19 protein-coding genes are annotated in these 21,482 nt (G+C 66.4%); 12 read left to right on the top strand and 7 right to left on the bottom strand.

Annotated elements, in window-relative coordinates; genetic code table 11:
* Positions 1 to 14: 14 nt before the first annotated feature.
* The 3 genes from SRAH_RS00805 to glsA all read left to right on the top strand — a co-directional run bounded on the left by SRAH_RS00805 (position 15) and on the right by glsA (position 3,317).
* Positions 15 to 719: a CoA transferase subunit A gene (locus tag SRAH_RS00805; RefSeq protein WP_029461460.1), complete on the top strand. Its 705-nt coding sequence runs from the start codon at positions 15 to 17 to the stop codon at positions 717 to 719.
* Positions 720 to 736: 17 nt separating this feature from the next.
* Complete coding sequence (locus SRAH_RS00800) at positions 737 to 1,375, top strand: 3-oxoacid CoA-transferase subunit B (protein ID WP_029461459.1); 639 nt, start codon at positions 737 to 739, stop codon at positions 1,373 to 1,375.
* Between the two features lie 169 nt (positions 1,376 to 1,544).
* Entirely contained in the window at positions 1,545 to 3,317 is a 1,773-nt protein-coding gene (gene glsA / locus SRAH_RS00795) for a glutaminase A (RefSeq protein WP_171816010.1), read from the top strand.
* Here glsA and SRAH_RS00790 read toward each other — a convergent pair whose 3' ends face one another.
* The 3 genes from SRAH_RS00790 to SRAH_RS00780 are packed head-to-tail and all read right to left on the bottom strand — an operon-like array spanning position 3,318 to position 6,804.
* Positions 3,318 to 4,037: an RluA family pseudouridine synthase gene (locus tag SRAH_RS00790; protein WP_045475662.1), complete on the bottom strand. Its 720-nt coding sequence runs from the start codon at positions 4,035 to 4,037 to the stop codon at positions 3,318 to 3,320. It abuts the gene before it with no gap.
* Positions 4,031 to 5,773, bottom strand: a complete 1,743-nt coding sequence (recJ, locus tag SRAH_RS00785) for a single-stranded-DNA-specific exonuclease RecJ (protein ID WP_029461456.1) — start codon at positions 5,771 to 5,773, stop codon at positions 4,031 to 4,033. Before recJ ends, SRAH_RS00790 begins: the two co-directional genes overlap by 7 nt.
* Positions 5,770 to 6,804 (bottom strand): hypothetical protein, encoded by a 1,035-nt coding sequence (locus SRAH_RS00780; RefSeq protein ID WP_052369028.1) that lies wholly within the window; start codon positions 6,802 to 6,804, stop codon positions 5,770 to 5,772. Before SRAH_RS00780 ends, recJ begins: the two co-directional genes overlap by 4 nt.
* Before the next feature lie 87 nt (positions 6,805 to 6,891).
* Between SRAH_RS00780 and SRAH_RS00775 the strand changes: the two genes are divergently transcribed.
* The 9 genes from SRAH_RS00775 (at position 6,892) to soxB (ending at position 15,257) form a co-directional block, all read left to right on the top strand.
* The gene (locus SRAH_RS00775) at positions 6,892 to 7,548 is read left to right on the top strand and encodes a class I SAM-dependent methyltransferase (RefSeq protein ID WP_076606948.1); all 657 of its coding nucleotides are present in this window, start codon (positions 6,892 to 6,894) and stop codon (positions 7,546 to 7,548) included.
* Positions 7,549 to 7,751: 203 nt separating this feature from the next.
* Positions 7,752 to 9,008: a lipoprotein-releasing ABC transporter permease subunit gene (locus tag SRAH_RS00770; RefSeq protein ID WP_029461453.1), complete on the top strand. Its 1,257-nt coding sequence runs from the start codon at positions 7,752 to 7,754 to the stop codon at positions 9,006 to 9,008.
* Complete coding sequence (gene lolD / locus SRAH_RS00765) at positions 9,001 to 9,696, top strand: lipoprotein-releasing ABC transporter ATP-binding protein LolD (RefSeq protein ID WP_029461452.1); 696 nt, start codon at positions 9,001 to 9,003, stop codon at positions 9,694 to 9,696. Before SRAH_RS00770 ends, lolD begins: the two co-directional genes overlap by 8 nt.
* A 241-nt stretch (positions 9,697 to 9,937) precedes the next feature.
* Positions 9,938 to 11,299 (top strand): sulfite dehydrogenase, encoded by a 1,362-nt coding sequence (gene soxC / locus SRAH_RS00760; protein ID WP_029461451.1) that lies wholly within the window; start codon positions 9,938 to 9,940, stop codon positions 11,297 to 11,299.
* Positions 11,299 to 12,144: a c-type cytochrome gene (locus SRAH_RS00755; RefSeq protein ID WP_052369027.1), complete on the top strand. Its 846-nt coding sequence runs from the start codon at positions 11,299 to 11,301 to the stop codon at positions 12,142 to 12,144. The genes soxC and SRAH_RS00755 overlap by 1 nt, the downstream gene beginning before the upstream one ends.
* 88 nt (positions 12,145 to 12,232) lie before the next feature.
* A complete protein-coding gene (locus SRAH_RS00750; RefSeq protein ID WP_029461449.1) occupies positions 12,233 to 12,532 on the top strand; it encodes a c-type cytochrome in 300 nt (99 codons plus the stop codon).
* Positions 12,533 to 12,590: 58 nt separating this feature from the next.
* Positions 12,591 to 13,043 (top strand): thiosulfate oxidation carrier protein SoxY, encoded by a 453-nt coding sequence (soxY, locus tag SRAH_RS00745; RefSeq protein WP_029461448.1) that lies wholly within the window; start codon positions 12,591 to 12,593, stop codon positions 13,041 to 13,043.
* Between the two features lie 44 nt (positions 13,044 to 13,087).
* Positions 13,088 to 13,399 (top strand): thiosulfate oxidation carrier complex protein SoxZ, encoded by a 312-nt coding sequence (soxZ, locus tag SRAH_RS00740; protein ID WP_029461447.1) that lies wholly within the window; start codon positions 13,088 to 13,090, stop codon positions 13,397 to 13,399.
* A 106-nt stretch (positions 13,400 to 13,505) separates the two neighbouring features.
* A complete protein-coding gene (gene soxB, locus SRAH_RS00735; protein WP_045475653.1) occupies positions 13,506 to 15,257 on the top strand; it encodes a thiosulfohydrolase SoxB in 1,752 nt (583 codons plus the stop codon).
* Between the two features lie 40 nt (positions 15,258 to 15,297).
* Here the strand turns inward: soxB and SRAH_RS00730 are convergent, their stop codons facing one another.
* The 4 genes from SRAH_RS00730 to SRAH_RS00715 all read right to left on the bottom strand — a co-directional run bounded on the left by SRAH_RS00730 (position 15,298) and on the right by SRAH_RS00715 (position 21,071).
* The gene (locus SRAH_RS00730; RefSeq protein WP_029461445.1) at positions 15,298 to 16,452 is read right to left on the bottom strand and encodes an alpha-hydroxy acid oxidase; all 1,155 of its coding nucleotides are present in this window, start codon (positions 16,450 to 16,452) and stop codon (positions 15,298 to 15,300) included.
* A 135-nt stretch (positions 16,453 to 16,587) separates the two neighbouring features.
* On the bottom strand, positions 16,588 to 17,286 hold the full coding sequence (locus tag SRAH_RS00725) for a VC0807 family protein (RefSeq protein ID WP_029461444.1): 699 nt from the start codon (positions 17,284 to 17,286) through the stop codon (positions 16,588 to 16,590).
* A gap of 40 nt (positions 17,287 to 17,326) precedes the next feature.
* Positions 17,327 to 17,866 carry a bacteriohemerythrin gene (locus SRAH_RS00720; RefSeq protein ID WP_082209991.1) on the bottom strand — a complete coding sequence of 180 codons (540 nt, stop codon included), beginning with the start codon at positions 17,864 to 17,866 and terminating at the stop codon, positions 17,327 to 17,329.
* 70 nt (positions 17,867 to 17,936) lie between these two features.
* Positions 17,937 to 21,071 (bottom strand): Rne/Rng family ribonuclease, encoded by a 3,135-nt coding sequence (locus SRAH_RS00715; RefSeq protein WP_029461442.1) that lies wholly within the window; start codon positions 21,069 to 21,071, stop codon positions 17,937 to 17,939.
* Positions 21,072 to 21,482: the final 411 nt, after the last annotated feature.

Genomic DNA, 21,482 nt, shown 5'->3' with positions numbered 1-21,482 from the left:
CGACAGGAGCAAGAATGAACAAGGTCTATCCCAGCGCGGCGGCGGCGCTGCAGGGCGTGGTGGCCGATGGCCAACTGATTGCCGTCGGCGGCTTCGGCCTGTGCGGCATCCCCGAGGCGCTGATCGATGCGTTGCGCGACAGCGCCGTGCGCAACCTGACGGTGATTTCCAATAACGCCGGCGTCGATGGCTTTGGGCTGGGCAAGCTGCTGGAGTCGCGCCAGATCAAGAAAATGATTTCCAGCTACGTGGGCGAAAACAAAGAGTTCGAGCGCCAGTACCTGGCCGGTGAACTCGAGCTCGAATTCACCCCCCAAGGCACGCTGGCCGAGAAGCTGCGCGCTGGTGGGGCTGGCATTCCGGCCTTTTTCACCAAAACCGGCGTCGGCACCCTGGTGGCCGAAGGCAAAGAGCTGCGCGAGTTCGACGGTGCCACCTATGTGATGGAGCGCGCCCTGTTGCCCGAGGTGGCGCTGGTCAAGGCCGATGTGGCCGACCTTTCCGGCAACCTGCGCTTTCACCTGACGGCGCGCAACTTCAACCCGGCGGCGGCGATGGCGGGCAAGGTTTGCATCGTCGAAGTCGAGCGCATCGTGGCCACCGGCGACATCGCCCCCGACGACGTGCACCTGCCTGGCATTTACGTGCACCGCATCGTGCACAACCCCACGCCCGAGAAGCGCATCGAAAAGCGCACCACCCGCGACCGCAAATTCTGAGCACAGGAGCCTCGATCATGCCTTGGACCCAAGACCAAATGGCCGCCCGTGCGGCGCAAGAGTTGCAAGACGGTTTCTACGTCAACCTCGGCATCGGCATCCCGACGCTGGTGGCCAACCACGTGCCGGACCACATCGAGGTTTGGCTGCAAAGCGAGAACGGCATGCTGGGCATCGGCCCCTTCCCCTACGAGGACGAAGTCGATGCCGACCTGATCAACGCCGGCAAGCAGACCGTGACCACCATCAAGGGCTCCTCGATCTTTGGCAGCCACGACAGCTTTGCCATGATCCGCGGCGGCAAGATCAACCTCTCGATTTTGGGCGCGATGCAAGTCACCGGCAGCGGCGACCTGGCCAACTGGATGATTCCGGGCAAGATGGTCAAGGGCATGGGCGGTGCCATGGACCTGGTGGCCGGGGTGGCGCGCGTGGTGGTGCTGATGGAGCACGTGGCGCGCAAAAAAGATGGCAGCGTAGACCTCAAGATCATCCCGCAATGCACCCTGCCCCTGACCGGCAAGGGGGTGGTGAACCGCATCATCACCGATCTGGGGGTGATGGACGTCACCGCCCAAGGCCTCAAGCTGGTGGAGCTGGCCGAAGGCGTAACGCGCGAGCACATCCAAAGCCAGACCGGGGTGCCGCTGATTTAAACGGATCGGCCACGCCTGAGTGGCCTTGTCACGCCCGTCGTGTCAATGCGGGGGTGGTTGGGTGGCATGGATATTGCATCCACTGGTGGACGTCTCTACCAGTGGATGGGCCTCCATGCAATCGCCTCTGCAACTTTATCTCGACAAGCTCCATGCCCAGCTGGCGCCGATGAAAGACGGCGAGCTAGCCAGTTACATACCGGAATTGACCAAGATGAACCCCGAGGGGTTTGGCATTTGCTTGGTCACGGTGGATGGGCAGGTCTATGGCGCTGGTGACACCGGGCAGGCCTTCACCATCCAATCAATTTCCAAAGCGTTTGTGTACGCCACCGGTTTGGTGGACCGGGGCAAAGAGTTCATTGGGCGCAAGGTGGGCGTGGAGCCCAGTGGAGACGCCTTCAACTCCATCAGCCTGCACCCGCAAACGGGCACGCCCATGAACCCGATGATCAATGCCGGTGCGATTGCGCTGACCAGCTTGGTGGGTGGGCGCACCGTTTCGGAGCAGTGGGCACGCATTTTGGGCTCGATGGAGGCTTTTGCCGGCCGCGCCCTAGCGGTTGACGAGTCGGTGTACCGATCCGAGAGCGAAACTGGGCACCGCAACCGCGGCATTGCCTGGATGCTGAAGAACTTTGGCATCATCGAAGGCGACCCGATGGCCAGCTTGGAAAACTATTTCCGCCAGTGCGCGATTCTGGTGACATGCCGGGACCTGGCCTTGATGGCCGCGACCTTGGCCAACGGCGGCGTCAATCCCTTGACCGGGCAACGCGCCATGCCCTGCGAACACCTAGACCGTGTGTTGAGCGTGATGGCCTCGTGCGGCATGTACGACTATGCCGGCAGCTGGCTCACCGAAGTGGGCATTCCGGCCAAAAGCGGCGTGGGCGGCGGCATCGTGGCGGTGCTGCCGGGCCGCTTCGGGATTGGGGTGTTTTCGCCCCGGCTGGACGCCAAAGGCAACAGTGTGCGCGGCATCGAGGTGTGCAAGCGCCTGTCGAAAGACTTCGGACTCAACCTGTTCAGTTCTTTGAGCGACCCGTGCATGGCCTTGGGCCGGATTTTCACCGGAGCCGATGCGCCCTCGCGCCGCAAACCCACGCCGGCCCAGAGCGCGCACTTGCAGGCCCATGCGCAGCGCATCAAGTACCTGTGCTTGCACGGTTTTCTGGCGGTGGACGGCATCGAGTTCGTGATTCGCAAGATGCAGCAACTGGTCGGCACCGCCGACTTCTTCATTCTGGACATGCACCGCGTGGACGGCATTTCGGACAGTGCGGCGCGGTTGCTCAACCAGGCCCGGCTGGGTTTTGCCGAAGACGGTGTGACGGTGGTTTTTTCGCGCATCCACAACCGAATGAAGATCATGGCTCCTTTGAGCCGGCGCCTGCCACTCAAGGAGGACCGTGGCTTCCTCAGCTTCGAGGACAACGACCTGGCAGCGGAGTGGTGCGAGAACCGGTTGCTCGAAAGCGTGCCCAGCGACCCTGGCGCCATGGCGAAGCTGGCCGACTCCCCACTGTTCAGCGGCTTGCCCTACCCCTTGCTGCAGGAGGTGGAGGCGGTGTCGCAGTTGTACCCTTTCGAGGCCGGGCAGCAGATTTTGCAAAGCGGGCAATTGGGCGACCGGCGAATTTTCTTCATTCAGAAAGGGCAGGTGAGCGTGCTGGTGCCCTTGAAAGACGGCGCCCATCAGCGCATTGCCACCCTCGGCGTGGGCATGGTTTTTGGCGAAATGACGCTGCTGGGACCCGCTCCTCGCAGCGCCTCGGTGTTTGCCGACCAGCAGGGCACTTGCTTGGTGTTCGACGCCGACGAGTTGGAGCGCATTTCGGGCCGTGAACCCCTGCTGCGCATCATCTTGTTGGAAAACCTTGCCAAGGACTTGGCGCAAAAGTTGCGCAGCGCCACCCACTGGATCACCGCCTTGGCCTGATTAGAACGGGACCAATGCGTCGAACTCCCGCACCTGCCCATCGGTGGGGTGAGGCAGTTCGAGCCGATGGGCGTGCAGCATCAGGCGAGGGGTGGCTTGGGCCACGGGGTCGGGGGCGTACAGATCGTCGCCCACTATGGGGTAGCCCAAGGCCATCAGGTGCACACGCAACTGGTGCGAACGCCCGTGGATGGGTTCCAGCGCCAAGCGGCTGCAGACCCAGGGGGCCGCGCTGCTGCTGGGTAGGGTCAGCGTTTCCAGCCAGCGCCAGCGGGTGTGGCTGGGTTTGCCGTGGGCCAGGTCCACTTTGCTGCGCGGCCGGTTGGGCCAATCGACACGGAGCGGCAGGTGGATGTCGTGCCAAGGGCCGTCGTCAGGCGCACTGGGTATGCCGGCCACCAGCGCCTGGTAGCGCTTGTGCACCTGCCGCAGGGCAAAGCTGCGGCTCAAGTGGCGCTGCGCTTCACGGCCGCGCGCCATCACCAACAAACCGGAGGTGGCCATGTCCAGTCGGTGCACCACCAGCGCGTCCGGGTACAGGGCCTGGACGCGAGCGCTCAGGCAGTCGGCGTTGTCCGGGCCTTTGCCCGGTACCGAGAGCAAGCCCGCTGGTTTGTTGAGCACCACCAAGGCCGCGTCGGCATGGACCACTTCGACCCCCGGGGGCACTGCGCATCGGCGAACGGGCGGCACCGGCTTGGCCGTCGGCGCGACTAGCATTCGGCGGCTTCGATCAAAAAACGCAGGCGCCGGCGCCCCTGCCACTCGTCGGCGTCGAGCCTATAGGCCAGCCGGGCGCGCGCGGGCAGGGTTTCGGTGCGGCCAAACCAGATGCCATCGACCGCCTCGCCACCGTGGCGCAGCTTGAGCGCCAGGTGTTTCTGGCCCAGCAGGCGCTGCGACAGCACCTCGAGCTCCTCGCAAAACAGCGGCGGCGCAAAGCCCTGGCCCCAAACCTGCTGCTGCAGCGTGTCGCACAAGTCCAGCCGCCGGTACTGCGGCTCCAGCGCGCCGTCGGTCTCTAGGCGCTGTTGCAGCGTGGCGGCGTCTAGCCATTCGGCGCCGATCTGCTCGAAGGCGGCGGCGAAGGTGGGCAACTGATCGGCGGCGATGGTGCAGCCGGCGGCGGCGGCGTGGCCGCCAAAGCGCAGCAGCACGCCGGGGCGGCGCTTGGCGAGCAAGTCCAGCGCGTCGCGCAAGTGAAAGCCGGCGATGGAGCGCCCCGAGCCTTTGAGTTCGCCCGCTTTGTCGGCCGCTTGGCTGGGTGCAAACACAAAGGTGGGGCGGTGCAGCTTGTCCTTTAAGCGCGCCGCCACGATGCCGATCACGCCTTCGTGGAAAGCGCCGTCGTACAGGCACAGCGCGGGTGGGGTGCCGCTGTGGGCGCGCTCTAGGCACAGCGCTTCGGCCAGTTGCAGCGCCTGCTCGCGCATTTCGCCTTCTAGGCTTTTGCGTTCGCGGTTGATGCTGTCCAGCGTCTGCGCCAGTTCGCGCGCGCGCTCGGGCTCGTCGCAGCATAGGCATTCGATGCCCAGCCGCATGTCGCTCAGGCGCCCGGCGGCATTGATGCGCGGCCCCAGCGCAAAACCCAGGTCGAAGCTGCTGGCCAGTTCGGGGCGTCGGCTGGCGACCGCAAACAGCGCCGCCAGCCCGGCCGGCATCTGGCCGTTGCGTATGCGCTTGAGGCCCTGCGCCACCAGGCGCCGGTTGAGGGCGTCGAGCCGCACCACGTCGGCCACGGTGCCCAGCGCCACCAGCGGCAGCAGCGGGTCCAGGCGCGGCTGTTGCGCAGCCGTAAATAAACCCCGTGCGCGCAGCTCGGCGCGCAGCGCCAGCAACACATAAAACATCACGCCCACGCCGGCCAGCGCCTTGCTCGGGAAGGGGCAGCCGGGCTGGTTCGGGTTGACGATCACGCAATCTTGCGGCAGCACCACCGCGCTGTCGATCACGGCGGGCAGGTGGTGGTCGGTGATCAGCACCTGCAAGCCCAGCGCCCGTGCGTGCGCCACCCCTTCGACGCTGGCGATGCCGTTGTCCACCGTCACCAGCACATCGGCCCCGCTGGCGTGTACGCGTGCGGCGATGCTGGGGGTCAGGCCGTAGCCGTCCTGAACCCGGTCTGGCACCAGGTAGTCGGCGCGGTTCCAGCCCAGCGCTTGCCCGAGCAGGCGCAGCCCGCGCAGGCCCAGCGCGCAGGCGCTGGCGCCGTCGCAGTCGTAATCGGCCACGATGCAGATGCGCAGCCCGCCTTGCATGGCGTCGGCCAGCAGCCGGGCGGCGTCGGTGCAGCCCCGCATCTGTTCGGGGGCGGGCAGTTGCGCCAGGCTGTCGTCGAGTTCGGCGCTCTGCACAATGCCCCGGGCGGCGTACAGGCGCGCCAGCAGCGGGTGCAGGCCGGCTTGCTCCAGTGCCCAGACGGCGCGCGGCGGGGTGTCGCGGACGGTGAGTTTCATAGGCTAGCCAAGAGGGTGGCGGGGCTGGGTGCGGGGGCGCGGCGGCGCAGTGGGCTGCGCCAGCGCTCCAGCCAGCCTTGGCCCGGCGCAGTGGCCAGCGCTGGGCTGACCCAGGTTTGCCAGTTGCGCTCGCCGCACAGGGTCAGGCGCAGGGTGGCGCCGGCTCGGGCGCGCGGCAGCCAGTCGGTTTGCAGGCGGTGCTCCAGCTCGGCCCAAGCGGCAACCCAAAGCGGCCAGTCCGCCGCCAGCGCCGCTTCGCGCAGGCTTGGATCGGTGGCCACACCGGCGCCGCGCGCCGCCTGCGCTTGGGCGGCGCTGAGCGCACCGGTGCCACTGACCCAGATCGCGTTGACCGGCAACAGGCCGCTTTCGGCGCGGCGGTCGTAGGCCGGGTGGGTGTAGAACAGCATCTGGGCCTCGCTTTGCAGCCGCTGCAGGGTGCGGGTGGCCGCGGTCTGGCTGCGCTCGGGCAACCAGCCCTGCAGCGGGCGCTGCCAGACCCGGTCCAGGCTGGCGCAGGGCAGGGTGCGCAGCGGCTCGCCTTCGGCACGCCAACGCGTCGGCGACTCAAGGTGCAACTGCAGGCCGTCGGCCTCGGCCAGTGGGCGCAGGGCCTGCAACAAGGCCTGCGCATCGGTGGGGGCCAAATCGGTTATGCCCCTGAGGGTTACGCCGTCCATGGCCGCGTGCCAGTGGCAGGGGCTGAACCAGGCGCAGGGGGTGTCGGCCACGTCGGCGTGCCAGGCGGCCAGGGGCAGGCAGCCATCGGGTCGTTCGGACCAGCCCAAGGCGGCGGCTAGGGCCGCTTCGTGCGGGGCGTTGAGCGCCCACTCGCTGCCCGTGTGCATCGGCTCGCTGGTCCATTCGCCCAGCAGGGCTTGCAAGCCGGGCAGCGCCAGCGTGGACAGCAGGTGCTGGCAGGCGGGCGCGCTGGCGCTGGCCCAGGGCACGATCAGGTGCAAGGGGGCGGGCGTGGCGGACGTGTGGGGCGTGTGGGGCAAGGGGTCGATCTGGTGCGCGATCTGGGTCAAGGGTAGGCCTGCAAAAAAACTTTCACACAAGGTAGGTAGAGTGATTGTCGCGTTGTTTCTTTAAATCTGCACCCAAGGCCCTTATCCATGCAACCAGTACCTGTGCGTAGCCACAACCGAACCGAATCCGCTGCGGCCGGTGCCCCTGCTGAACCCAAGCCAGGCCGCTCCAGCAGCGCCGCCGAGCGGGCTTGGGTTTTCTTTCGGCGCTGGTTGGCCAACCCTTTGCAAATGGGTTCGATCATTCCCTCATCGGCTGCGCTGGGCAAGCTGGTGGCGGCGGCGGTGCGCAGCGGCCCCGAGGGCATGGTGCTCGAACTCGGGGCCGGCACCGGGGCCATCACGGCGGCCATGCTGCGCGGCGGCATCGCGCCCGAGCGGCTGATCGTGGTCGAGATCGTGCCCGAAATGGCCGAGGTGCTGCGCCGCACCTACCCCGGCGTCACGGTGATCTGCGGCGACGCCTGGAGCCTGCCGCAGTTGCTCGGCCTGCAAGCGGTGGGGCGCATCGGCAGCGTGGTGTGCGGCATCCCGATGGTCTTGTTGCCCCAAGAGCGCCAGCAAGGGTTGATCGACGCCATCGAGGCGGTGGCCCCCGGGCGCGGATTTTTGCACTTCTCGTACTGCATCACGTCGCCGCTGTCGGCGCACAAGCTGGGCTTGCAAGGCCAGCGCGAGGCCTGGACGCCGGCCAACTTCCCGCCCGCGTCGGTGTGGCGCTATACGCCGCTGGACGCGCACTAAGCGGGTACTGAGCGGGTACAGAGCGGGTACAGAGCGGGTACAGAGCGGGTACAGAGCGGGTCTTGGGCGGCTGCCGAGTCGGTGCAGCCGCAGTGCAGCACCCCTTGGGGCACCTGCCGCAGCGCTTTGCGCTACCATCGGCCGTATTCATCTCCCCGCTTCGATCCCGCCTCGGGCGGTTGCGCCCACCCGCTCTCGATTTCATGCAACTTCCCTACGAACTCCGGCTTGGCTGGCGTTACACCCGGGCCGGTCGCGCCAGCCGGCGCAACGGCTTCATCTCCTTCATCAGCGGCGTTTCGATGCTGGGCATTGCGCTCGGGGTGGCGGCGCTGATCATCGTGCTCAGCGTCATGAACGGCTTTCAGACCGAGGTGCGCGACCGCATGCTGGGGGTGCTGGCGCACGTCGAGGTGTTTGCGCCCGGCGAGCAAGCCATCCCGCACCTAGAGCAGACCTTGCGCGAGGTGCGTGCGCACCCAGAGGTGATTGGGGCCGCGCCCTTTATCGCCGCCCAGGGCCTGCTGGCTTGGGGCGAGGACATGCGCGGCGCGCAGATACGCGGCATCGACCCGGCGCTTGAGAGCCAAGTCACCCAATTGGCGGCGGCGCAGGCGCAGCAGGCGCTGGCGCAGTTGCAGCCTGGCGGGTTTGGCGTGGTGCTGGGGGCGGCGCTGGCGCGCAGCTTGGGCGTGGGGCTGGGCGATGCGGTCACGCTGATCGTGCCCAGCGGCCAACTCACCCCGGCGGGCGTGATGCCGCGCATGCGCCAGCTCACGGTGGTGGGCCTGTTCGATTCCGGGCACCACGACTTTGATTCCACCTTGGCCTATCTGCACTACGCAGACGCGGCGCGGCTGTTTCGCCTCGAAGGACCGACCGGGGTGCGGCTCAAAATTCGCGACCTGCACCAAGCCCCCGAGGTGGCGCTGCAACTGGCGGCCACGCTCAGCGGCGACCTGTTCATCCGCGACTGGACGCGCGTCAACCGCACCTGGTTTGCCGCCGTGCAACTGGAAAAACGCATGATGTTCATCATCCTGACGCTGATCGTCGCGGTGGCGGCCTTCAACTTGGTTTCCACATTGGTGATGACCGTGACCGACAAGCGCGCCGACATCGCCATTTTGCGCACCCTGGGGGCCAGCCCCGCCAGCATCATGGCCACCTTTATGGTGCAGGGTGCGCTGGCGGGCTTGATCGGCACCGCGCTTGGGCTGCTGCTCGGGCTCGGGGTGGCGCTCAACGTCGAGACGCTGATGCCGGCCTTGGAGCGCCTGCTGGGCTTTACCCTGCTGCCGCCCGAGATCTACCTCATCACCACCTTGCCCAGCGACCCGCGCAGCGCCGACATCGTGCCGATCGTGCTGATCGCGCTGCTGCTGGCCTTTTTGGCCACGATCTACCCGAGCTGGCGCGCCAGCCGCGTCAACCCGGCCGAGGCGCTGCGCTATGAGTGACACCCAGCAAACACCTGTGGTGCTGGCCGCCCAAGGGCTGGTGAAACGCTTTCGCGAAGGGCCGATTGACCTCACCGTGCTGCACGGCGTCGATTTGCAAGTCTGCGCTGGCCAGACGCTGGCCATCGTCGGCGCATCGGGCTGCGGCAAGAGCACCTTGCTGCACCTGCTCGGTGGGCTCGATGCCCCGACCAGCGGCGCGGTGCAACTCTGCGGCCAGCCGCTGCACCAGCTCACCGCGGCGCAACAAGGGCAGTTGCGCAACCGGCACTTGGGTTTTGTTTACCAGTTTCACCATTTGCTGCCCGAGTTTTCGGCGCTCGACAACGTGGCCATGCCGCTGTGGATACGGCGCCAGCCGCGCGCCGAAGCAGCCGAGCAGGCGGCGCTGTGGCTGCACAAGGTGGGGCTGGGCCAGCGGCTGGCGCACCGGCCGGCCGAGCTCTCGGGCGGCGAGCGCCAGCGCGTGGCCTTGGCGCGTGCGCTGGTTACGCAGCCGGCTTGCGTGCTGGCCGACGAACCCACCGGCAACCTGGACCGCGCCAGCGCCGCCGGGGTGTTTGAGCTCATGCTCGGGCTGGCACGCGAGCAGGGCACGGCCTTTGTGGTTGTCACCCACGACCCGGAGCTGGCGCAGCGCTGCGACCGGGTGCTGCAGATGGACGGTGGGCGGCTGCGGCCGCTTTGAGCGGGCGGCTCCGGCACGCCACCCTGAGCGACTTCCACACCCCCAAGGGATGACTTGGGGCGGTCTGCCACGGGCTTGGGTTTTTTGGGCTTATTAGGGTTTGTACCGTAGCTAATATAAGCAGGCGATAATATAGTTGCAAAAAATTGGCTTGACAGCCCAGCGCGTACACGGTGTCGAAAGCCCGTGCGACAGCGGGTCGAGCTGAAACCTTTTTTAGCTCCAACAAAAGGAACCCAAGGTGGCTACGGATTTAAACCAAGTGATCGGGCGCGTGCTACCGGCCCCCGAAAACCATTTGAGCACCGACCTGCTCGAACGAGCGCGCAAGGCGCGGCGCAGCTTCATGGGCAAGGCGCTGGCCATGGGAGCCGGTGCGGTGGCCGCTGGCGCGGCCTCGACGCAGGCGCTGGCCTCGACTCCGGCGGCTGCCGCAGCCGGTGAAGACGCCATCCTCAACCTGCCCGAGCACACCCGCGGCTTGGGGATGCCGGTGGCCGCTCTGGGTTACGGCATGCCCAGCAAATACGAAGCCAACCTGCAGCGCCGCGAAAGCCCGGGCCTGACGCGCGTCTCCCAAGCCTCGGTGAGCTTTACGCCGCTGCAAGGCTCCTTTGGCATCCTCACACCCAGTGGGCTGCACTTCGAGCGCCACCACCAAGGCTGGTGGGACATTGACCCGTCCAAACACCGCCTGATGATCAACGGCATGGTGCGGCGCCAGCGCGTCTTCACCATGGACGACCTGATGCGCCTGCCCAGCGTCTCGCGCATTCACTTCATTGAGTGCGGGGCCAACACCGCGCCCGAGTGGGGCAACGTGGCGCTGCCCTCGGTGCAATACACGCACGGCATGGTGAGCTGCTCCGAATTCACCGGCGTGCTGCTCTCGACCCTGCTCGAAATGGTGGGCTACGACAAGCGCCGTGGCAAGTTCGTGCTCGCCGAAGGGGCCGATGGTTCTTCCATGACGCGCACCATCTCGATCGAGCAGGCCATGGACGACTGCATCGTTGCCTGGGGCATGAACGGCGAAATGCTGCGCCCCGAAAATGGCTACCCGTTGCGCCTGGTGGTGCCGGGCGTGCAGGGCGTGAGTTGGGTCAAGTACCTGCGCCGCATCGAGGTGGGTGACCAGAAATGGGGCACCAAAGATGAGGTGCTGCACTATGTCGACCTGATGCCCGACGGCCTGCACCGCCAATACACCGGCATCCAAGAGTGCAAGAGCGTCATCACCACGCCCTCGGGCGGGCAAAAACTGCTCGATCGGGGCTACTACAACATCAGCGGCATCGCTTGGTCGGGCCGTGGCACGATTCGGCGCGTCGATGTCTCGGTCGATGGGGGGCGCAACTGGCGCACCGCGCGGCTGGAGCGCCCGCTGCTGCCCAAGGCCTTGAGTCGCTTCAACATCGATTGGGTCTGGGACGGCAAGCCAACCATCATTCAAAGCCGCGCCATCGACAGCACCGGCTACGTGCAACCCAAGATCAACCAGTTGCGCGCCGTGCGCGGCATGCGTTCGATCTACCACAACAACGCCATCCAGAGCTGGCTGGTGTCGGAAAACGGCGAAGTCTCCAACGTGCAGGTGTACTGATGAAAAACCGCTTGATCAAAAAACTGTCGGTGCTGGCGCTGGCAGGCTTCATGGGGGCCGTGGGCGCTGGTTCGGTCTGGGCACAAAGCCGCCCGGCTGCAGCACAGGCTGCTCCCGCAGCCACTGGGCCTTGGCAAAACCTGGGCCGCGAGGCCACCCCGGCCGAAATCCGCGCCTGGGACATCGATGTGCGCCCGGACTTCAAAGGCCTGCCACGCGGCTCGGGCTCGGTGGTCAAAGGACAGCGAGTTTGGGAAGCCTCGTGCATGTCCTGCCACGGCGTGTTTGGCGAGTCCAACGAGGTGTTTCAGCCCATCGTGGGTGGCACCACCGCCGAAGATGTGCTGCGTGGCCGGGTGCGCAACCTCGAAGCCAGCGCCGCCTTCCCGCAGCGCTCGACCATGATGAAGCTCTCCAGCGTCTCCACGCTGTGGGACTACATCAACCGCGCCATGCCTTGGCAAGCCCCCAAAAGCCTGACCGTGGAGGAGGTGTATGCCGTTACGGCGTATATTCTTTACCTCGGGGAAGTGGTGCCCAACGACTTTGTGCTCAGCGACCAAAACATCGCCCAGGTGCAGCAACGACTGCCCAACCGCTACGGCAAGGTGTTTTTTGAGCCGCTGTGGCGTGTCGATGGCCGTGGCGATGTGCGCAACACCGCCTGCATGAGCAATTGCCCCACCGAGGCGCGTGTGCGCTCTGCCTTGCCGCCGCACGCACGCAACGCCCACGGCGATTTGCGCACCCAGGATCGGCAAATTGGCCCAACCCGGCCGGTGGACACCACCCGGCCGGCGGCGGCAGGCGCCTTGCCACCGCGGCCCCACGCGGCGCATCAATGAGCGCATTTTGTTTTTTGTTTAATTTTTACGAGGTCAACCAGTGAAAGCTACGCAGATCCTATCTTCAATCCTTGCGGCCGCAGCGCTGATGGCGGCATCGGCTGCGGTGCAGGCCAGCGCCCCGGTTGACGGCGCAGCCGCCACCGCCTTGGCGCAGCGCAGTGCCTGCATGGCTTGCCACGCCGTCGACCGGCGCATGGTGGGGCCGTCTTACCGCGACATCGCCACCAAATACCGGGGCATGGACGTGGCCAAATTGGCTGCTTCGATACGCGCGGGTGGTTCGGGCAAGTGGGGCCCAGTTCCCATGCCGGCTCAGCCCAATTTGTCGGAAGACAACGCTCGCATCTTGGCCGCATGGGTTCTGGCCGGTGCACCAGCGCGTTGAACCCAGTACCTAGCTTTTGCATCAAACCTGTCTCAACACATCCGAAAGGAGACAATCTGTGAAAACCAACCGACGCACCGTCCTCCAAGCCACCGGCGCCATGGCGACCTTGGTTTCCTTGGGCATTGTGACTGCCCAACAAGCGCACGCGGCTGGCCGCCCGGGCTTTGATGCCCGCACGCTGCAAGATGCGGTTCGCGCACTGGGCGGCGCTCCCGCCACCTCAGACCAGATCAGCATCGTGTCGCCCGACATCGCCGAAAACGGTGCCGTGGTGCCGGTGACGACCATCAGTCGCCTGCCCAAGACCACTGAAATGTTCGTGCTGGTCGAGCGCAACCCGCTGCCCATGACGGCCGCTTTTACCATTCCCGAGGGCACCGAAGCCGAAATCCAGACCCGCCTGCGCATGGGCGAGAGCAGCAACATCGTGGCCATTGTGCGCGCCGATGGCAGGCTGTTTTCTGCGGTTAAAGAAACCAAAGTCACCCTCGGCGGCTGCGGCGGCTAATTCGCAGCAGCAGCACCCCCTCACAACCTATCTGGAGAATCATCATGGCAGGTCCGATGCGTATTCGAGCCACCGAAGAAGGTGGCGTAACCACTGTGCGCGTGTTGATGGCGCACCCGATGGAGACCGGCTTGCGCCGCGGCCCCGACGGCGCCCCCATTCCCGCACAGTACATCACCAACGTAGAAGCCACCCACAACGGCCGCACGGTGCTTTCGGGCGTCTGGGGGCCGGCGGTTTCGCAAAACCCCTTTCTGGCCTTCAAGTTCCGCGGCGCCACCAAGGGCCAGCGCGTGTCGGTGCGCTGGACCGACAACCGGGGCGGCACCCGCACCGATGAGGTGGCGATTGCGTAAGCCTTACGCGACTCAAAAGTCGTTTTGAGCGCCCACTAGGCCAGCCGCAAGCTGGCCTTTTTTGTCAACGAGCCTTGATTCAAAATACCCATAAGAGGAGACCCCGATGAGCCTGAGTCGTCGTGAATTCATGCAAATGCTGGCCGTGGCCAGCGCCGGCGGGATGGCGCTGAGCCACCCCGATGTGCTGGCTGCGCGGCCCAGCGCCACCCAGCGGCTCTACGATTTGCCGCGCTTTGGCAACGTCAGCTTCATGCACTTCACCGACTGCCACGCGCAGTTGATGCCGATCCATTTTCGCGAACCCAGCGTCAACATCGGGGTGGGTGAGGCCTTTGGGCGCATTCCGCACATCGTGGGCGAAAACCTGCTGCGCCACTTCAAGATCCGCCCCGGCAGCGCCGAGGCGCACGCCTTTAGCTACCTCAATTTCGACCGCGCCGCCCGCACCTTTGGCAAGGTGGGCGGCTTCGCCCATCTGGCCACGCTGGTCAAGCGGGTGCAGGCCAGCCGACCGCACGCCTTGCTGCTCGACGGCGGCGACACCTGGCAGGGTTCGGCCACAGCGCTGTGGACCAACGCGCAAGACATGGTCGATGCCTGCAAGCTGCTCGGGGTGGACATCATGACCCCGCACTGGGAATTCACCTACGGGGCGCAGCGGGTGCAGGAGATCGTCGAAAAAGACTTCAAAGGCCACATCGACTTTGTGGCGCAAAACGTGGTCACGGCCGATTTTGGCGATCAGGTTTTTGCGCCTTACACCATGAAGGTGCAAAACGGGGTGCGCATCGCCGTCATCGGCCAGGCCTTCCCCTACACCCCGATTGCCAACCCGCGCCACTTCGTGCCCGACTGGAGCTTTGGCATACGCGACGACAACATGCAAAAGGTGGTCGATGAGGTGCGCGCCAAGGGCGCGCAGGTGGTGGTGGTGCTGTCGCACAACGGCATGGATGTGGACATCAAGATGGCCGGCCGGGTGCGCGGCATCGACGCCATTCTGGGCGGCCACACCCACGACGGCATGCCGGCGCCCTTTGTGGTGAGCAATGCTGGCGGTCAAACGCTGGTCACCAACGCCGGCTCCAATGGCAAATTCCTCGCGGTGCTCGATTTCGACTTCCGCGCCGGGCAGATACAAGGCTACCGTTACCGGCTGATGCCGGTGTTTTCCAATCTGTTGCCGGCCGATCGCGAGATGCAGGCCTACATCGACCGCGTCCGCGCGCCCTACAAGGCGCGGCTGGAGCAGCCGCTGGCGGTGACCGAAGACACGCTCTACCGACGCGGCAACTTCAACGGCTCTTGGGATCAACTGATCTGCGAGGCCCTAATGGACGTGCGCGGGGCCCAGATTGCCTTCTCGCCTGGGGTGCGCTGGGGCACCAGCCTGCTGGCGGGCGACACCATCACGACCGAGCGCCTGATGGACCAGGTGGGCCTGACCTACCCGGCCACCACGCTCAACGAGTTCAGCGGCGCCGACATCAAAAATATTCTCGAAGACGTGGCCGACAACATCTTCAACCCAGACCCCTACTTCCAGCAGGGCGGCGACATGGTGCGGGTGGCAGGCATGAGCTACGTCTGCGCACCGCGCGCACCCATGGGGCAGCGCATTCTGGACATGCGCATCCAAGGCGAACCGATGCAGGCCAACAAGCGCTACACGGTGGCCGGCTGGGCCTCGGTGCAAGAGGGCGTGACCGGCGCCCCGATCTGGGACGTGGTGAGCGAGTACCTGCGCGACCAGAAGGTGATCAAGCCCTTGCAGGTCAACACCCCGCGCCTGATCGGCTTGCGCGACGACCCAGGCGTATCACCCACGGTGTTTACGGGCCGGCGGCGGGCTTGAGCGCTGGAAGGCTTGGCGGCGGCTGGAGGCCCAGCGGGCTTCAAGCCACTGGGTAGCTGCCGGGCAGCAAAATGGAGCGGTCTACGGTTTCGATGTTGGTGTGGCCAGTAAAGGCCATGCTGAGTTCCAACTCTTTTTGCATCAGCTCCAGCACCTTGCTGACCCCGGCTTCGCCCATGGCCCCGAGGCCGTAGAGGAAGGCGCGGCCGATGTAGGTGCCGCGCGCGCCCAAGGCGCGCGCTTTGAGCACGTCTTGGCCGCTGCGGATGCCGCCATCCATATGCACTTCGATCTGCGAGCCCACGGCGGCGACGATTTTGGGCAGGGCGCGGATGCTGCTCTCGGCCCCGTCGAGCTGGCGCCCGCCGTGGTTGCTCACGATCAGCGCGTCGGCACCGGACTCGACCGCCAGCCGCGCATCGGCTTCGTCCTGTATGCCTTTGAGGATGAGCTTGCCGCCCCAGCGCTTTTTCACCCACTCCACATCGGCCCAGTTCAGGGCAGGGTCGAACTGCTGCGCGGTCCAGGCGCTGAGCTGCGACATATCGCTCACGCCCTTGACGTGGCCGACGATGTTGCCAAACTGGCGCCGTTTGGTGCCCGCCATCCCTAGGCACCAGCGCGGCTTGGTGAGCAGATCCAGCACGCTGGCCAGCGTGGGTTTGGGCGGGGCCGAGAGGCCGTTTTTCAGGTCTTTGTGGCGCTGGCCCAAGATTTGAAGGTCGAGCGTGAGCACCAGCGCCGAGCAGCCGGCGGCTTGCGCGCGCTCGATCAGGCGGGCGATGAAGTCGCGGTCGCGCATGACGTAGAGCTGAAACCAAAAGCCCGGCCCGGCGTGCGCGGCCACGTCTTCAATCGAGCAGATGCTCATGGTCGAGAGCGTGAAAGGCACCCCGAAGGCGCGGGCGGCGCGGGCGGCTAGGATTTCGCCGTCGGCGTGCTGCATGCCGGTCAGGCCGGTGGGGGCCAGTGCCAGCGGCATGGCGACCTCTTGCCCGATCATGGTGCTGCGGGTGCTGCGCCCTTCCATGTTCACCGCCACGCGCTGGCGCAGCTTGATGGGCGCGAAGTCGGCCTCGTTGGCGCGGTAGGTGCTCTCGCTCCACGAGCCGCTGTCGGCGTAGTCGTAAAACATGCGCGGCACGCGCTTTTGGGCTAGGCGGCGCAGGTCTTCGACGCAGGTGATGACGGTCATGGGCGGGTCTCCTTGTTATTGAGCCCCCATGGTAGCGCCCGCTAGGCTGGGCGCGCTTGAAATGCGGCTGGCCGGGCGTGAAAATTGCGGCTCAGGCCCGGGCGGGGTGGCTGGCGGTGTGACGCAGGGCCGCTGTTACTGTGCCGTTTGCAGGCACTCGCTGAGCTTGAGCCCGGTGAGCTGGTGGATGGCGCGCCCGATGTAGTAGAGCACCAGCAGCATCATCAGCGTGGCCGGAATGGCGATCATGGGGTAGCTCATGAGGGTCAGGCGGCCCAGTTCTTCGTTGAAGGCGGTGCTGCCGGCCGGGCTGACCACAATCCAGCGCGCCAAGATGAAGTTCATGGTGGCCGAGAAAAAGAAGGTGGCACCCAGCATCCAGGTGGCGCGCTGCAGCCGCGCTTCAAACTCGGCCTGGGCACCGCGCAGCAGCAACTGCGCCTGCACGCGCTCGACGTCGATCAGCCGCGGGTGGTAGAGCACGGTGCGGATGAGGGGGTAGCGGGTCCAGGTGGAGCCGATCACGGCCAGCCCGATCAGGCCCGGAATGGCGGCTTCTTTGACCGCCAGCCAGAAGGCGTCGAGCTCGAGCAGGCCGATGCCGCCGGTGAGCCCGATGCTGACCAAGCCGAGCACGGCAAAGGGGTTGAGGCGGCGTTGCAACCAGAGGTCGCGCGCGCCCCAGCCCAGCGGAAAGGCCAGCGCCAGCAGCAGCGCGTTGACGGGCCCGAGGTCTTCGGGGCCGCTGAGCTGCATCAGGATGATCGACGGCACGATGACCGCGATCAAGACCTCGGTCAGGGGGCTGGCGGGTTTGCGCGGCGGGGTGGTCATTGGGCTTGGCTGGGGTTTCCGGGGCTGGAGTGAGGCAGGCTTAGCTGCAACTGATGCTGCCGCAGCCGCTCATGCTGGCCGGGCGCACCTTGGAGGGGTCGGGCAGGGTTTCGGTCTGGGTGTCGAATTGCAGCGCTTGCAGGTGCTGCGCCAGCCCGGCGTCCATGCTCTGGGCGTGCAGCGGCAGCCACTCGGCCAGCGCCTCGGCCATGCGGGTGATGATGCTGCGGTCGCCTTGGTGGAAGTGCGCCTCGACGGCCAGCAGGGTGTCGAGCACGCTTTTGTGTTGCAGGCTGTGGCAGTTGTCGGCGGTGAAGCCGCTGGCCAGCAGCCAGCGGTCTTCTTGGGCGAAGTGCTCGGTGGTGTGCGCGACCAGCTCGTGGTAGGGGGCCAGTTGCTGCTCGGGCGGCAGGGCGCGCAGGCGCGCCAGCAACTCGACCATTTCTTGGTGCGTGGCGTCCATGCGCGCATCGCCCGTGTGCAGCGCCTCGGACCAAACCAAGTCGGGCACAGGCGGAAATTCACGCACTGGGGGGTTGGCGGCTGCGGCTGCGGTGGTTTCTGGGGTGGCGGTGTTCATGGCGCAACAGAATAGCGGTGGCCGCTGACGCAGGCCTTGATTCGCATCAAAGCCTGAGTGCAGCAGGCGGTTAAAAGTTCAGTTGGCGCAGGTCGCGGCGGGTTTCGACCAGCACCAGCGGGCCGTCGTCGGGCATTTGAACCGGCTTGGGCTGGCGCGGCACATGCGGCGCAGGCGCTAGTGCGGCGCTGGCAGCGCGGGCTTGCTCGACGCGGGCGGCGTCGGACTGCACCCATTGCAAGCCCACTTGGCTGGCCAGCGCTTCGAGCTCGGTCAGCGGCAGCGCATAGGGGGTGCTGGGCGCGGTGGCCAAAGCGGCCGCCGCAGCGGCGGGCGCTGGCGCAGGGGCCGCTGCGGGCAGCTCAGCGCTTGCCGCATCGGTCACCGCGCTGGGGCGGGGTGCGGGCGCGGCGGCGCTGCTGGGGGCCACGGGTGCATCGGCTGCCACAGGCGCAGCGTCTGCGGCCTGGCTGCTGGGTCGGCTGAAGTAGGAGCGCGGTTGCTCTTGGGCATCTTGGCCGGCTTCGGTGGCAGGGGCAGCGGCAGCCGATGTGTCATCGCTTGCGCTGGCCTTGCTGGATGCGCTTGCATCGGTCTGGTCGGCGCTGTCGCTGGCCTCTGCACCAGCGGCGCGCTCGCGCCGGTCACGCCCGTAGCGGTCGCGGCTGCGGCGGCGGCTGCCGGTGCCTTCGGCCTCGCGCTCGCTGGGCGGCTGCTGAGTACCCGACTCATCGGCTGGCGCAGCGTCGGTCAAGGGGAGTTCGGCGCTGGTGTCGGCGGCAGCAGCCGAGGCATTGACCTCGTTGCTGGCGCTGGCGCCGCGTCGGCCTTCGCCACCGCGGCCACGCCCACCGCGCTCGCGCCGTGGGGTCTCGCTGCCGGTGCCTGTGCCTGTGCTGGCAGGGCTCATGTCACCGTCTGGGTTTGCAGGGGCGCTGCTGGCTTGGGCCTCGCTGCCCTCACGCCGGCCTTCGCGGGGTTCGCGTGGCTCACGGCCCTCGCGTTCGCTGCGGCCTTCGCGCTCCGGGCGATCCGAGCGCGCAGGGCGGCGTGCCTCGCTGCGTTCGGTGCGCTCGCCGGCTTCGGCGCGGGCGCTGCCACGCTCGGCGCGGGGCTCGCGGCCCTCGGTGGCGGAATCGGCACGCCCTTCAATGCGGCCCTCAGTACGGCCAGGGCGTTCGCCCCGCTCGCTGCGCTCCCCGCGGCTGCCGCGTTCGCCACCACGGACTGCGGCCTCGCTAGCGCCTTCAGGCCGCGGACCCCGATCACCGCGTTCACCGCGCTCACCATTGCGGCCGCGCCCTGCGCCCCCACGTCCGCCACGCCCAAGTTCGGCACGGGCAGATGAAGTGGCGGGTGTGGGGCTGGCCGGGGTGGCCGGTGCCACGCTGCCCGCAGCAGGCGCTGCGCTCGACTCCAGGCCCAGCAAGCGCTTGAACCAGGCCATGAAACCACTCGGCGCTGCAGCAGGCACAGCCGCATGGGCGGCGCCAGCGCGCGGCGTGGCGGCATGGGTTGCGCCCGCAGCGGCAGCCGCCACAGGAGCCACAGGCGCAACTGGGGCTTCGGCCGGGCTGGCCTTGGCCGCAGATTGCGGCGCCGGGCCATCGGGCAGCACGCCCTTGATCAGCGGCTCTTGCTTGTTGGCGCGCTCGTGGCTGCGCCGGGTCACGGTGGCCACGTCGTCGATTTCTTCGGCCAGCCGGTAGCTGGCGTCGAGTTTGTCCAGGCGCGGGTCGTCGTGCTTGAGTCGTTCGAGCTTGTAGTGCGGGGTGTCGAGCGATTTGTTGGGCACCAGCAGCACGTTGATGCGTTGGCGCAGCTCGATCTTGGTGATCTCGGTGCGTTTTTCGTTGAGCAAAAAGCTCGCCACTTCAACCGGCACCTGCACGAACACGGCGGCGGTGCCGTCTTTGAGCGATTCTTCTTGGATCACGCGCAAAATCTGCAGCGCCGAGCTCTCGGTGTCGCGGATATGGCCCGAGCCGCCGCAGCGCGGGCAGGGGATGGAGGCCCCTTCGGCCAGGGTCGGGCGCAGGCGCTGGCGGCTCATTTCCAGCAGGCCAAACTTGCTGATGGCGCTGAACTGCACCCGGGCGCGGTCTTGGCGCAGCGCATCGCGCAGGCGGTTTTCTACATCGCGCCGGTTGCGCGATTCTTCCATGTCGATGAAGTCGATCACCAGCAGGCCGCCCAAATCGCGCAGCCGGGCTTGGCGCGCCACTTCGTCGGCGGCCTCGAGGTTGGTGCGCAGCGCGGTTTCCTCGATGTCGCCGCCCTTGATGGAGCGCGCCGAGTTCACGTCCACCGCCACCAGCGCTTCGGTCTGGTCGATCACGATCGCGCCGCCGCTGGGCAGTTGCACCGTGCGGCTGTAGGCGGTTTCAATCTGGTGTTCGATCTGGAAACGCGAAAACAGCGGCGCGTCGTCGCGGTAGCGCTTCACCCGATGCCCATGTTCGGGCATCACGTGGCTCATGAACTGGTGCGCCTGCTCGTAGATGTCGTCGGTGTCGATCAGGATTTCACCGATCTGGCTGTTGAAATAGTCGCGAATGGCGCGGATCACCAGGCTCGATTCCTGGTAAATCAGGAACGCGCCCTTGCCGGCTTTGGCGGCGCCGTCGATGGCGTTCCAGAGCTTGAGCAGGTAGTTCAAATCCCATTGCAATTCACCCGCTTCGCGGCCGATGCCAGCGGTGCGCGCGATGATGCTCATGCCGCCCGGGTAGTCGAGCTGGTCCAGCACCGCCTTGAGTTCGGCCCGTTCGTCGCCTTCGATGCGCCGGCTTACGCCGCCGCCGCGCGGGTTGTTGGGCATCAGCACCACGTAGCGCCCGGCCAGGCTGACGAAGGTGGTGAGCGCCGCACCTTTGTTGCCGCGCTCTTCTTTTTCGATCTGAACCAGCAGTTCCTGGCCTTCTTTGATCACGTCCTGGATGCGCGCCTGGGAGGGCGAGGCATTGCCCTGGAAATATTGGCGCCCGATTTCCTTGAAGGGCAAAAAGCCCTGGCGGTCTTCGCCGTAATCCACGAAACAGGCCTCTAGCGAGGGCTCGACGCGCGTCACCACGGCCTTGTAGATATTGCCTTTGCGCTGTTCGCGCCCTTCGATTTCGATTTCGTAGTCGAGCAGCTTTTGCCCGTCTACGATTGCCAACCGCCGTTCTTCGGCTTGGGTGGCGTTGATCAACATGCGTTTCATAAAAACATTCCTCGGTGTGATGCACAACATGCCCCAAGTGGGGCGCACGGCCAGCGGCCAACGTGCGGCGTGCGAACGAGGAGGAATTGCCGGAGAGCCTGGGCGCAAGATGGGCTGAGCGGTCGGCTGCTTGGGCGCGACCGCGCAGCCTCAAACCTGCCAAGGCATGGGCGCGTGGAGGGCGGTGATCAAAGGGGGCCAGTGGGGGGCTGTCACAGCGTCTGCCAGTGGGGCTTTGGTTTCACTTTGGTCCGCGTCCAGCCCGGCGCAGTGTGCGCGGGCTGGACGTTTGGGGTATTCCGTATCGGGTTCGTTTCGACGACGTCGACTGGTCCTGCGGTTCGTGCGGCCGCTGTGGGCGGCTTCGCTGCTGCCAAGGCGGGGCGGCACGAAAGGGCAGGGCTGGCAACT

The organism is Serpentinimonas barnesii, from assembly GCF_000696225.1.
GTDB lineage: Bacteria > Pseudomonadota > Gammaproteobacteria > Burkholderiales > Burkholderiaceae_C > Serpentinimonas > Serpentinimonas barnesii.
This window is presented reverse-complemented; position numbering and strand designations above follow the sequence as displayed.